The organism is Niastella sp. sgz303648, assembly GCF_059587045.1.
On sequence record NZ_JCAPSW010000003.1, the window covers coordinates 320485 to 332776 of the forward strand.

Annotated in this window: 12 protein-coding genes; 4 read left to right on the forward strand and 8 right to left on the reverse strand. The window is 43.0% G+C overall.

Annotated features, from left to right (window positions below; translation table 11 throughout):
- Positions 1–505 precede the first annotated feature (505 nt).
- From AC59IL_RS10155 to AC59IL_RS10165, 3 genes are all read left to right on the forward strand, one after another.
- Complete coding sequence (locus AC59IL_RS10155; protein ID WP_496552006.1) at positions 506–1942, forward strand: MATE family efflux transporter; 1437 nt, start codon at positions 506–508, stop codon at positions 1940–1942.
- A 220-nt stretch (positions 1943–2162) separates the two neighbouring features.
- A complete protein-coding gene (locus AC59IL_RS10160) occupies positions 2163–3188 on the forward strand; it encodes an AI-2E family transporter (protein ID WP_496552007.1) in 1026 nt (341 codons plus the stop codon).
- A 220-nt stretch (positions 3189–3408) separates the two neighbouring features.
- Entirely contained in the window at positions 3409–4179 is a 771-nt protein-coding gene (locus tag AC59IL_RS10165) for a murein L,D-transpeptidase catalytic domain family protein (RefSeq protein ID WP_496552008.1), read from the forward strand.
- Between the two features lie 173 nt (positions 4180–4352).
- Here the strand turns inward: AC59IL_RS10165 and AC59IL_RS10170 are convergent, their stop codons facing one another.
- The gene (locus tag AC59IL_RS10170; RefSeq protein ID WP_496552009.1) at positions 4353–5018 is read right to left on the reverse strand and encodes a hypothetical protein; all 666 of its coding nucleotides are present in this window, start codon (positions 5016–5018) and stop codon (positions 4353–4355) included.
- A gap of 8 nt (positions 5019–5026) precedes the next feature.
- Positions 5027–6517: an RNA polymerase factor sigma-54 gene (gene rpoN / locus AC59IL_RS10175; protein ID WP_496552010.1), complete on the reverse strand. Its 1491-nt coding sequence runs from the start codon at positions 6515–6517 to the stop codon at positions 5027–5029.
- A 104-nt stretch (positions 6518–6621) separates the two neighbouring features.
- Here rpoN and AC59IL_RS10180 point away from each other — a divergent pair, with 104 nt between their 5' ends.
- Positions 6622–6984, forward strand: coding sequence for a hypothetical protein (locus AC59IL_RS10180; RefSeq protein WP_496552011.1), 363 nt, complete (start codon positions 6622–6624; stop codon positions 6982–6984).
- Positions 6985–7042: 58 nt separating this feature from the next.
- Here AC59IL_RS10180 and AC59IL_RS10185 read toward each other — a convergent pair whose 3' ends face one another.
- The 6 genes from AC59IL_RS10185 to AC59IL_RS10210 form a co-directional block, all read right to left on the reverse strand.
- Complete coding sequence (locus AC59IL_RS10185; protein ID WP_496552012.1) at positions 7043–7471, reverse strand: immunity 22 family protein; 429 nt, start codon at positions 7469–7471, stop codon at positions 7043–7045.
- A gap of 3 nt (positions 7472–7474) precedes the next feature.
- Positions 7475–8005, reverse strand: a complete 531-nt coding sequence (locus AC59IL_RS10190; RefSeq protein ID WP_496552013.1) for a hypothetical protein — start codon at positions 8003–8005, stop codon at positions 7475–7477.
- Positions 8006–8094: 89 nt separating this feature from the next.
- Positions 8095–9312, reverse strand: a complete 1218-nt coding sequence (locus tag AC59IL_RS10195; RefSeq protein ID WP_496552014.1) for a DegT/DnrJ/EryC1/StrS family aminotransferase — start codon at positions 9310–9312, stop codon at positions 8095–8097.
- 242 nt (positions 9313–9554) lie between these two features.
- Positions 9555–11126, reverse strand: coding sequence for a glycoside hydrolase family 10-like protein (locus AC59IL_RS10200; RefSeq protein WP_496552015.1), 1572 nt, complete (start codon positions 11124–11126; stop codon positions 9555–9557).
- 36 nt (positions 11127–11162) lie between these two features.
- Positions 11163–11615, reverse strand: a complete 453-nt coding sequence (locus tag AC59IL_RS10205) for a MarR family winged helix-turn-helix transcriptional regulator (RefSeq protein ID WP_496552016.1) — start codon at positions 11613–11615, stop codon at positions 11163–11165.
- 45 nt (positions 11616–11660) lie between these two features.
- Entirely contained in the window at positions 11661–12122 is a 462-nt protein-coding gene (locus AC59IL_RS10210) for a DinB family protein (protein ID WP_496552017.1), read from the reverse strand.
- Positions 12123–12292 lie beyond the last annotated feature (170 nt).

The following is a 12292-nucleotide window of genomic DNA, read 5'->3' on the forward strand; positions in this document are numbered from 1 at the left end:
TTTGTAATTGTGTTGAGCTGAAGCGAAAACGTTGGTGAGCAGGTATTTAAAAACCAGTTGTTATGCATATTGGAATAACTGCTGCACTCATGATAATTACATCAAAATTAAACAGAAGTATTTACTGGCATTGGGGTAGTTGTGTTCTTACTGATTTTTTACACCGAACTTCTTATTCACAAGCCACGCCGTTTCTCATCGGTACCTCAAACCACCAACATCAAACTATAAACCATAAATTTCTTCTTCGCCGGTCATCCTTCAAATATCAGTTTCCATCGCCTTTAATTGGCCATTCACTCCTTTGCAATGAAAAAAAATTTTGGTTGTTAATGGCATTATCTACCTTTGTTGCTCTTCAACTTTTCAAATTATGAAAATCTAATTAAATGTTCGCTGTTGCATTTTAATTGCTCCCCGAACATTTTTATTTTCTCTGCAACGATTTGTTAGCGCCAAAAGCGCAATCTCATCTTTATTCATTTATCTATTAAACAGGATTTGTATGTCGGATCAAACACCCAACATAGGCACTATAACGCGCGGGCGTGGAATTAAATCATTTTTTTCGTTATTTAAACTGGCGCTTTCGGGCGAGCAGCAGGACTATACGCAGGGAAGTATTCGCCGGGCGGTATTTTTACTGGCAGTACCCATGATACTCGAAATGTGCATGGAGTCGGTTTTTGCGGTAGTTGATATTTTCTTTGTAGGCCGCCTTAGAAAAAACGAAGCGGTTAGTACGGTAGTGCTTACCGAATCGGTTCTTACAATTGTATATTCACTGGCTATTGGCTTAAGCATGGCTGCAACGGCTATGGTAGCCCGACGAATTGGAGAAAAAAATGCCGAAGCAGCAGCAAAATCAGGCATGCAGGCTTTGTTGCTTTCCTTATTTGTGACGGTAACTGTAAGTATCACCGGTTTGATATTTGCCCAGGATATATTACGGCTCATGGGCGCTTCGAAAGAAACCATTGCAATAGGTACCAATTACACCCGCATCATATTCGGCGGTAGTATTGTTATTATGTTGCTGTTCCTGATAAATGGCATTTTCAGGGGAGCCGGTGACGCGTCGATGGCTATGCGCTCATTATGGATCGCCAATATTTGTAATATCATTTTATGTCCTTTACTAATTCGCGGCGCGGGCCCCATTCCTGCATTCGGAATTACCGGTGCAGCCATGGCAACTACTATTGGTCGTGGTATAGGCGTGTTGTACCAGCTGTACCATTTATTCAGCGGCAAACGCATCATTAAAATCAAAAAGCAATACACTATACCCGACTGGCCTATCATTAAATCAATCACAAACATTGCCTGGACGGGCACTGCACAATTTTTAATTGCATCGGCCAGCTGGATGATACTTGCACGCATCATGGCCGAGTTTGGCGATACAGCCGTAGCGGGCTATGGTGTTGCCATCAGGTTAATTATGTTTTTCTTATTACCAGCCTGGGGCATGAGCAATGCAGCAGCCACGCTGGTAGGCCAAAACCTCGGTGCGCAACAACCGCAGCGCGCCGAACAATCGGTTTGGAAAACAGCGCAGTACAATACCATTTTCATGATTTTTGTTACGCTCATATTTTTATTTTTTGCCCAACCCATTGTGGCATTTATGAACAAAGATGTAAGCGTTGAAAATTATGCCGTGCTGGCCCTGCGTATTGTTAGCCTGGGGTATATTTTTTATGGTGTAGGGATGGTAGTTACCAATGCTTTTAACGGTGCCGGCGATACTAAAACGCCTACGCTGATCAATATTTTCGGGTTCTGGTTATTTCAGGTGCCGCTGGCCTACCTGCTGGCGCTTGCCCTGAACCTGGGGCCAAAGGGTGTTTTCATTGCCATAGTGCTTGCCGAAACAGGTATAACCATTGCGGGTATCATTATTTTCAGGAAAGGAAGGTGGAAGAAGGTGAAGATATAATGAGATACACTCCCATAAATAGATGCAGCCCGCTCAGCAAGTTGGCAATGGGCAGTCCTTCGACTTCGCTCAGGGCCTACTGCAAACTGCCAACTTAATATCAAGGCATGCATAAGCGTCTTGCAAAACAACGACCCCTGCTTATAAGCGGGGGTCGTTGTTTTTTAAGCGGAATAGCTTTTGCATTTATTGATTACTTTTAGCATTCACTACAACCTGCATGAATCAAATTCCCAATAATGCCATCAGGCAAATATTAATATTAGCGCTTATCATTACGCTGGGTGTAACACTGTTCATCCAGTTGCAAAGTCTGATTCCTGCGTTTTTAGGCGCTTATACATTATATGTTCTGCTACGCAAATGGATTTTTATTTTACAGGGCAAGTATAAGTGGAACAGGGGTGCAAGTGCCGCTCTGCTGATGCTTTTGTCGTTCCTGATCATTCTGCTGCCGATTTTTGTAGTGGCGAATATGCTTACTTCCAAAATTGCATTTGCGTTACAGCATTCGCAGGAAGTATTGGCTTCATTGCAGGGTTTTGTTCAGAAAATAGAACTTCAATATAAAATTCAAATTCTTACCGACGCCAATCTTGAAAAAATAACCAACTGGGGCGGGGCTACCTTACCCAAAATCCTTGGCGCTACTTTCGATACGCTTTTCACCATCGTGATCATGTATTTCATTTTATACTTCATGCTGGTAGATGGCAGAAAAATGGAATCGAAATTTTATGACTGGGTGCCGCTGAAAGATGAAAACACCCTGCTGTTGCGCAAAGAACTTAACCACATGGTTTTTGCGAATGCGATTGGTATACCACTGATCGCTATTTTACAGGGGGTAGTAGGTTTAATCGGCTATCTGATCTTAGGGGTAAATGAACCATGGTTTTGGTTTGTGATCACCTGCATTGCCAGTATGATACCGGTATTGGGAGCAGCTATTGGTTATATACCTGTAAGCCTTTTGTTTTTTGCCGCTAACCAACCTGGCAGGGGTGTTATCATGCTTTTATACGGTTTTGGCATTATTGGTACGGTAGATAACCTGTTCAGGTTTTGGGTGCTGAAGCGCATCGGCGATGTTCATCCTCTTATAACCGGCTTTGGCGTTATCATTGGCGTAAGCCTGTTTGGCTTTATAGGCCTTATATTCGGTCCAATTCTTATATCTACATTCCTGGTGTTCATTAAAATATATGCTAATGAATTTAATATTGAGCGTCGGGGCCATGCATAACAACTTCGCAGGAAATATACTCCCGTTGTATTCCCATATGCAATAGAACGTTTACTAAGAATTTTCCCTTAGACCTTAAAAAAAAGCGGTTTCATCGGCCAATCCAGGCCAAAAAACGATAATATTTTCTCCAACACGTCGTTTTACAGCGGTATTCTATTTAACCATTAATTGATCACTGTTAGTAAGTTCATAACCTATGCATCGACCCGTAAAATCCATGTCCTTCGGAATCCTGTTGGGATTTTTGTCTGTATCGCCCGTAATTACATCGGCCACAGATAGTGAAATGAAGGAATTAAAAGGAACAGACCCTGTGACCAGTACGTTTAGAACCGCTGCCAAAGTAATTAATGCAACGGGAGACCTTACAAAATCGGCAGCAGAGGCAATAGCAGAAGAGGCGTATAATTTGTACAACCTCATGGACCTTAAACAATTCGGCTTGTCGGTAAAAGCTTTTGAGTATGCGTGGAAGGGGTATAAATATCTGACCGAAAGCAAAAAAATAAACAGCGGATTGCTTTCGATCTGTGATTTCAGCCAGTCGTCGCGCAATAAAAGATTTTATGTAATTGATGTGGCCGAAAAGAAATTGCTGATCAATACCTGGGTGGCTCATGGCCGCAACTCGGGTGGTGAATTTGCCCGGTCGTTTTCGAATAGTCCTGAGTCGCACAAAAGCAGCCTTGGATTTTATGTTACCGGCAGCACCTATTTTGGCAGCCACGGTTTGTCGCTGAAAATTGAAGGGCTTGAAAAAAATATAAACGACAAAGCCGACCGCCGCAATATTGTTATCCATGGGTCGGAATATGTGGGAGAAGATTTTCTGGCCCGCAGCCCAATTAATGGCCGCAGCTTTGGATGCCCGGCGCTTCCGGCAGGTGAAACAGAAAAAATTATTGAAACAATAAAGGATGGTTCATGCTTATTCATTTATCATCCCACAAAGAGTTACTTGCAAAAGTCGAAAGTTTTGAATGGTTAGATAGGACAACTTCAGATGGTTTGAAGGTAGAAAGCTCAATATAGGATTCGTACCCTATGGTTGGGCTTTTCTTTTTTTATTCGTCCGGAAGACCAGAAGACGGAAAGTCCGAAAGAAAATACCTGATAATGACACTTTCTTTCGGACTTCCTTACTTTACCGACTTTCCGACTTTACTGCAACCACAGCGCTATTACCTGGCACAACGCTCCTGCAACAAAGCCAAAATAAATTTCACCCTGTTTATGGTCTGAAACAATGAGACGGGCAGTACATACCAGGCCGGCAATTAATATAGCAAAGGAGAAGTATACACCAGTTACATCCTGCTGGCTAAAAGCCTGCAGTAAAAAGAACATAGCCATGCCGCCCACACCAATTGCATGCATGCTTATTTTGTTCACAATATTTAAAAACCAGGCAGCACAAACGGCCAGAAATGATCCCAGCAAAAAGGTCATTATCGATTGCGGATTATCGTGCTGGTTATGGAACACATACCAACCCCAGAAGTAAAATATCATGGCTGCCGCATAGGGAATGATGCGTTCTTTTTGGGTTCGCAATAACATCGATTGTATTAACCCCAGCCTCCACATCAAAAAAACGGCAAAGCCCGGTATAAAACCGGTATTGAAGAAAACCGAAATAAGCCTGAAAACTTTAAGCTTAACAGGTACCCCGGCAAATGAATAGGGATCGATAAAAAGTAAAAATGCGGTTACATAAGTCGGGATAAACAACGGATGAAATACATAGGAAATAAGATGAGCCGCTACGCGAACCGGAGCGGGTTGTTTGGGACGCAGGGCAATAACAGGGGGTGTTGTAGTCGACATATTTATTATTACAGTTCTTTACGTAACCGCGCAACCGGAATATTCAGCTGTTCGCGATATTTGGCTACTGTACGACGGGCAATATTGTATCCTTTTTCCTGCAGCAACTCGGTGAGCTTTTCATCGCTCAACGGTTTCTTTTTGCTTTCGCCTTCGATCAAATCGCTGAGAATTTTCTTTACCTCGCGGGTAGATACTTCTTCACCGCTGTCGGTACTCAACGATTCGCTAAAGAAGAACTTCAACCTGTATGTACCAAATTCGGTTTGTACAAACTTACTATTGGCCACACGGCTTACGGTCGAAATATCGAGCCCTGTTCTTTCGGCAATATCTTTCAGGATCATGGGCTTCAGCGTGGTTTCATCACCGGTAAGGAAAAACTCCCTTTGATACGACATGATGGTTTCCATTACGCTGCTTAAGGTATGCTGCCGTTGTTTTATGGCATCAATAAACCACTTGGCCGCATCGATCTTTTGCTTAATGAACAGGATGGCTTCTTTCTGTCGCTTATCTTTTTTAGTGCCTTTATCGTATTCGCGCAACATATCGCGATAGCCTTCGCTGATGCGCAGGTCGGGGGCGTTCTTTGAGTTGAGGGTTAGCTCGAGCTTACCGCCATTGTTATAAACAAAGAAATCGGGCACTACATAGCTTTCGGCTTTGTTTATATCGCCGTGGTTACCCCCAGGCTTGGGCGTTAGCTTGATAATGTGACCGATCACATCTTTCAATGCTTCGTCGTCGAGGTTCAGCCCGCGTTGTATTTTATCGTAATGCTTTTTGGTAAACTCGTCAAAGTAATCGGTAAGCACATCGATGGCCTTATCAACCTTTTTGCCGCCACGTTGTTGACGGTTCAATTGCAGCAACAGGCATTCCTGCAAATCGCGGGCGGCAACGCCCGGCGGATCAAATTGCTGCACGAGGCGAATCACCGATTCAACTTCCTGTTCATTGGTATCGATATTTTGTCTGAAAGCCAGATCATCTACTATTGCAGCGGTTTCGCGTCGCAGGTATCCATCATCGTCAATACTACCAACGATCTGTTCGGCAATACGGCGTTCTTTATCGCTCACCTTCATCAGGCCCAGCTGACTGAGTAAATATTCATGAAAGGATGTTTCTATCCGGTAAGGGACAACTTTTTTGTCATCCATTTCGGGATAATTATCATCGCGCAGTTTATAATCTGCAATTTCTCCATCTTCATCGCCTACATACTCACTGATATCAATATTGCCATACTCATCCTCACTGCCATCTACTTCATAATCCTCATCATCGCTGCTGTCAAATTCGTCTTTGGTTTCGTTATCAAACTGATCATCGTGATTATCTTCCGACAACTCCAAAGCCGGATTTTCTTCAAGCTCCTCTTTGAGCCTTTCCTCAAGATTGGCAGTAGGCACCTGCAACAGCTTCATCAACTGAATCTGTTGTGGAGAAAGTTTTTGTAATAGCTTCTGCTGTAAACTTTGACTCAATGCCATGTGCGTCAATGTATTTTATTCAGTTAGTCACCAAATTTTTTTGAAAAATTTGCGGCTTCCACAAAAATCAGGCCGTAAATTTACAGACAAATGTAATCAACGTTGTGAAACGATTTTATAAAATTATTGGGTTTGCGGTTTTTTGTTTGCAGGCAGGGGTTGTTCCGGCACAAAATCAGGTAAATTTAACATATGGATTTCGTTTGTTTACGCCCGGAAAAGTGCCTGTAATTTCGATGTACAACGCCCCCGGCAAATGGAAATCACAGCATAAGTTCTCTGAAACAGAGCTTATTAGCAGTCATTCATTGAATGCTAAACCCGTTTTGGCAAAACCCGCTGTTACTACTATTATCAGCAGTAGTTTTTATACGCAGCATTTTGGTTTTTTTGTAAAAAGGAGCTTCAGTTTGAAAAAAGCACCAGCATTCCGCTCAGGTTTCGCCTCGGTTCGGTGGATTATGTGAATAAAATTGAAAAATATCCGTTGACTTCGCTTCCGTGATTTTATGTTTTCAACCCGGGCTAAAAAAACTTTTCATCCTTAGAAACCAGATACTGAAACAATCCAACAAACTGTAAATGTTCTTTGCCGTTGTTTGTTGGTGTAAAGTTGAACAGGAAGTTGTTTATATCATCTCTGATACCAGAAAGAATAATGATTGAATTTTTATCGGAGTAATCAATAGTGTTTAACTTCTTTTGAAAGTCTGTTAAATAGTATTCTACAAAAGAATGCCCTTCAATATTTTTTAATATTTCGGATGATGTTCCGTAATATCCGCTTTCTATAAAATCATGGTCAAACCAGTTGCCCCCAATTTCGTTGGCAAACATACAGGTCGAATCCTCTTCCGCATCCTCATCGTCGGGATATATCCATTCTACATAATCGCTCAATTCAGTACTGTTGTTAAATTTTGCGAGCCATACAGCCGAAATAAATTGTTCCATGTTTTATCGCCTTACAATTTTATTGATAACCGCACAGTCGTTTTGAAATTTCGCAAGCGGGGTAAGTGCTGCCGACGGCGTTAATCCTTTAAAATATTTCTGAAGCCATAATTTAGAGCTGTCGGGCATTCTCATGGCTCTGAACTGATCCTTTTGGGCATAGGATTCTGCGTATACAGCGCCTGCTTCATACATTCTCCTCAACACTAAATATAATGTATCGCCTTTGGAACTATTAATGATCAGGCTATCTACCATTTGAGGCTTATTGCCGGCATAGTCGGCTTTTTCAAGCGCCATTTGCGCCTGCATGATTTGCGAAGAGGCATCGAGGAAAATAATCGACAGGTCGTTATTTCTATAGTGGGTTTTTCTGAGGCTATCCAATCTGTCCTGGGCATCCCTTGCCGAGTCACTTACATTACCAGCTCCCTGTTTATTTTGCGCAGAGTTGCTATTGCAGCCAGCAAGTATTAATAATGCCCCCAGGCAAAGGCTCAGACCTGTTTTTATAGAAACAGCAGCTATTTTCATTTTTAAATACGCAGGTTTTCAACGGTTAGAAGATGATCTTCCGGTGCAGAAATCATCTTCTAAACGCCGACGTAGTATTAAAATTATCGTTAGGCAGATATCTTTTGCGAAGCCAATACTTTTTTAATAATACTGACCATTTTTTCGCCTTTCTCTTTCATTTGCTGTTCGCTTATCAGCAAACTGATCTGCGTTGAAATACCCCGGCTCATAATGGCATCGCTTGCTGAAAAATCTTTATTGGCCTGCTCAAGCACTGCCGCTTTCAATTCGGGAGTCAGCGCATTTAAAGTAGTTGCTTTTTTAAAGTGTTCCCATTTGCGTATGTAATGCCAGTTGTGATCGAACCAGTAAAAATTACCGCCCCAGCTGTTCTGCGCTTTCATTTCGGCCACTACTGCCTGTGTTAAGGCTTCGGTTGGTAAATACCAGCTCAGGAAGGTGCAGCTGTCGCCAGCCTCGTCGATTATACGGCGGAAAGTAAGTTCAGGTACCTGCGAAAGAATGGCTTTTAACTGCGCATGACGGGCGCGTTGTATGGTAAGAAATTCATCGAGCCTGCCGAATTGCGCCAGGCCAACGGCTGCGTGCAATTCAGAAATACGATAATTATAACCGAGGAAGGGATGCAGATCGGCGCCGCGGTCAACGCCTTTATGGTCGTGGCCATGATCGCTGAACCCATCGCTGTTGATGTATACATCTTCGCGATTGGTAACAATAGCACCGCCTTCGGCACAGGTAACTATTTTTACAAAATCGAACGAATAGCAACCGGCATCGCCAATGGTTCCGAGATATTTCCCTTTATAGGTTGCGCCAAAGCTTTGACAGGCATCTTCGAGCAAAATCAATTTATGTTCTTTACAAATCTGCTGAAGGGCATCCATATCGGCCATAGCGCCGCACATATGAACGGGCATCACGCATTTCGTTTTTGGCGTAATGGCTTTGCGAACAGCATCGGGGTTCATGGTAAGAGTATCATCCACATCTACCAATATCGGAGTTGCGCCTACCCCTACAATGGATTCAAAACTCGCTACAAAAGTAAATGTGGGCATTATCACCTCATCGCCATATCCAATACCCAAAGCGCTTAATACCGTGGTTAATGCGGTGGTACCGCTTGATACGAGGTGGGTATATTTATTACCGAATTTATTGCTGATCGCTGCTTCCAGTTCTTTTGCTTTCCAGATCCCTTTACGGGCGCCATCGAAACCAAATCGCATCAGGATACCGGTTTCCAGTACTTCATTCACCTGTTTGCGTTCTTCTGCGCCAAATAGTTCAAAGCCGGGCATGGTTTAAATGTTTGTGGTTTGTAGTTTGTTGTTTATTGCCCCGAAAGCTATCGGGAGTGGTATTCAGTTTCACAAAAAAGCTAAATTTTTAGCTAAAATGCGTGAACAAAGGTAGAAAAATCCCGAAATAACGAATCTTAAATAACGAATGTCGAATATTGAATGTTGAATGATGAAGTATAAAACGAAAAATGTCGAAGTATGGGTACTTCGACATTCAAAATTTTATAATTCGATATTTTCTACCGGGTGGCGGCAGTTGCCGATTCTTTATTGATGGTCCAGCCGATCCTATCCATTTTAACGGCTTCGAGTTTTATTGGCCAGTTGGGATAGGGTTTGCTTTCGTTGTTCTCGTCATCGAGACAGGTTACATAAAACCGAACAAACTTTCTATCGTTTCGCAGGGGCGCATAAAATATGCAACTGTCGGCCGAATCAAAGCGGCAGCCGATCAACTGCGAATTATAAAAATTATTGTTATTGTATTCTTCATTATAACAGGCGTATAAGCGGTAGCATTTTATCTTTTTCTTTTCGGCGGCCATTTTAACCAATTCAATACGCAGCACGGTATCAACCGGTTTTATCGATACCACATCGGGGCTTGCCGGGCGTACCGAATCGATCCAGGGCATAGGCGGAATGGCGGCGGGTTCCTTATAATAAGTAAACCGCAAACTATCGCTCCAGCCCAATGGATTTTTTACAAACGACTGTGTGCTGAAATAAATCGCTCCCTGTATCTGTGGATACTGGCGCATAGCCCTAATCTGCCGGGGCAGCTGGGTTTTATCTTTCCAGGCGGCATTGGAACCTGCTTTAAAAATGCCGATGCCTACATAGCAATGTCTTCCGTAGCTGTGTTTGGCCCACCAGTCGAGCAATACTTCATAGGCAGCGCGCGGATGACCGAACTCGAAATAGATCTGGGGCGCCACATAATCAATCCATCCGTTTTTTAACCATAGTAAAATATCCGCATATAACTCGCTGTAATTGGTAATGGCGGCTGTTTCACTGCCTTCGGGGTCCTGGCTTTTGTTACGCCAGATGGCGAAAGGTGAAATACCAAACCTGCAAAGCCTGTTCTCTTCTTTAATAGCAATACTTAGTTTCAAAATGATTGAATCGGTATTGCTCCGGCGCCAGTCGGCCAGGTTCATTCCATTTCCATATTTCTGATATGATTCTTTATCGGGGAAATCCTTGTTTCCTTCGGGATACGGATAAAAATAATCATCAAAGTGAATGGCATCTACATCATAGCGGCTAACGATATCGCGTATAATATTAACCACGTATTGCTGTGCTTCTTTATTGCCGGGGTCGAAATAGCGGGTACCGGCATAACTTAAAAACCATTCGGGATGCGTGCGGGTAATATGATTGGGGGCGATGGATGATTTGCCTATCGCAAACTCGGCGCGGTAGGGATTGCACCAGGCATGAAACTCCATGCCTCGTTTGTGGGCTTCATCGATCATGAATGCAAGGGGATCGTAATAGGGAACCGGCGCTTTGCCCTGCCTGCCTGTGAGCCATTGGCTCCAGGGCTCGTATTGCGAGGGGTAAAAAGCGTCGGCACAGGGCCGTATCTGCACAATTACGGCATTTAAGCCGTTGCGCTTATGCATTTCAAGCAGATTTATGTATTCTGCTTTCTGGCTTTCGGTATTATAATTTCCTCTGGTGGGCCAGTCGATATTATCAACAGTAGCAATCCATGCGGCACGGAATTCGTACTTCGGCTGGGCTACGGCAATAACTACACACAAGCAGGCGCTAACCAGCAGGCTGAGATGTTTTTTCATACTCGGATTAAAGATTAACGGATGTATTACTTTACGTTATTCTGAACTTCTTATTTTGTCCAGCAAATGATTTAACATTTTTGCTTCTTCTTCGCTAACACTGCCAAGTAAGGCATCCATTTCCTCATTATAACTATCCAGGCGATCGAGTAGTTGTAAACCTGTATCGCTAATGGTTACATCTACCAGCCGGCGGTCGGTTTTACAGATCACTTTTTGCACCAGTTCTTTTTTAACCAGCCTGTCAACAATTCGGCTGGTATCGCTCATTTTGTCGAGCATGCGCTGGCGGATCTGCAGGGTTGACAGGGGTTTGCCGGCTCCGCGCAGGATACGTAAAATGTTATATTGCTGGGGTGTTATATCGCCCCTTTCAAAAATCGCTTTGGTCTTTTCTGTTAACCAGTTAAATGTATAAATCAGATTAACCGCTGCTTTATGATACTCGTTCCTGAACTTCGATTGTTGTATGTCTTTTTCAATACTCATGGCTCTACACTGGAATGATTTGTAAAATGATCTAAATAAAAACCTTTAGCGGATTGCCCGCGTTAGCATAAATATGCTGAACAAATGATGCGCTTCATGCAGCAAAAAAAACTCTGTCCATTCCGGTATAGTAAGCACCCCATATTTAGGATGACGACCCGTTTTGCTTAAAGAAGCGCCTGACAAAGTCATAAGATGATTGTAAATACCAACCCGTTGCGTCACCAGATTGTTCAGTAATTCATCTAACGATTTTTTACAACATTCGGTAAAGGCCGGATCATCACCAGCTGTATAACGATCAAATAAAGGATTATCGCCCTGTTCAATTAAATGCAACCGTTGTAAAAAAACAGGTTGAAACGATGTCAGGTGCGCCAACTGTTCAAAGGCGCTCCATTTATCATTTTGTATCCGCTGCTTTAATTGCTCTTCTGAAAATCCGTTCAATAGATCGTGAATGGTTTCATGCTGATGATGCAGCCGACTACTTACAGATGCAGACAAGGACATGTTATTTTTGGATTTTTGCTTGTTCTGCGGTCAGGTTGGGGAAGGATTCAGGTTTCTTTATTCCGGGTCCTATAATTTCCGGGCGCTGTGTTTTTGGGTTTTTTTCAATCTTTCCAGGATTGCCGGCTTCTTTTATTACCTGCCTTTTTCCTGTGCCTTTCAGC

What these genes read in the sequence shown, in the direction of transcription:
- AC59IL_RS10155 (WP_496552006.1), top strand. Translation starts at nt 506, where the DNA reads ATGTCGGATCAAACACCCAACATAGGCACTATAACGCGCGGGCGTGGA.
- AC59IL_RS10195 (WP_496552014.1), bottom strand. Translation starts at nt 9,312, where the DNA reads ATGCCCGGCTTTGAACTATTTGGCGCAGAAGAACGCAAACAGGTGAAT.
- AC59IL_RS10205 (WP_496552016.1), bottom strand. Translation starts at nt 11,615, where the DNA reads ATGAGTATTGAAAAAGACATACAACAATCGAAGTTCAGGAACGAGTAT.
- AC59IL_RS10185 (WP_496552012.1), bottom strand. Translation starts at nt 7,471, where the DNA reads ATGGAACAATTTATTTCGGCTGTATGGCTCGCAAAATTTAACAACAGT.
- rpoN (WP_496552010.1), bottom strand. Translation starts at nt 6,517, where the DNA reads ATGGCATTGAGTCAAAGTTTACAGCAGAAGCTATTACAAAAACTTTCT.
- AC59IL_RS10200 (WP_496552015.1), bottom strand. Translation starts at nt 11,126, where the DNA reads ATGAAAAAACATCTCAGCCTGCTGGTTAGCGCCTGCTTGTGTGTAGTT.
- AC59IL_RS10170 (WP_496552009.1), bottom strand. Translation starts at nt 5,018, where the DNA reads ATGTCGACTACAACACCCCCTGTTATTGCCCTGCGTCCCAAACAACCC.
- AC59IL_RS10190 (WP_496552013.1), bottom strand. Translation starts at nt 8,005, where the DNA reads ATGAAAATAGCTGCTGTTTCTATAAAAACAGGTCTGAGCCTTTGCCTG.
- AC59IL_RS10165 (WP_496552008.1), top strand. Translation starts at nt 3,409, where the DNA reads ATGTCCTTCGGAATCCTGTTGGGATTTTTGTCTGTATCGCCCGTAATT.
- AC59IL_RS10160 (WP_496552007.1), top strand. Translation starts at nt 2,163, where the DNA reads ATGAATCAAATTCCCAATAATGCCATCAGGCAAATATTAATATTAGCG.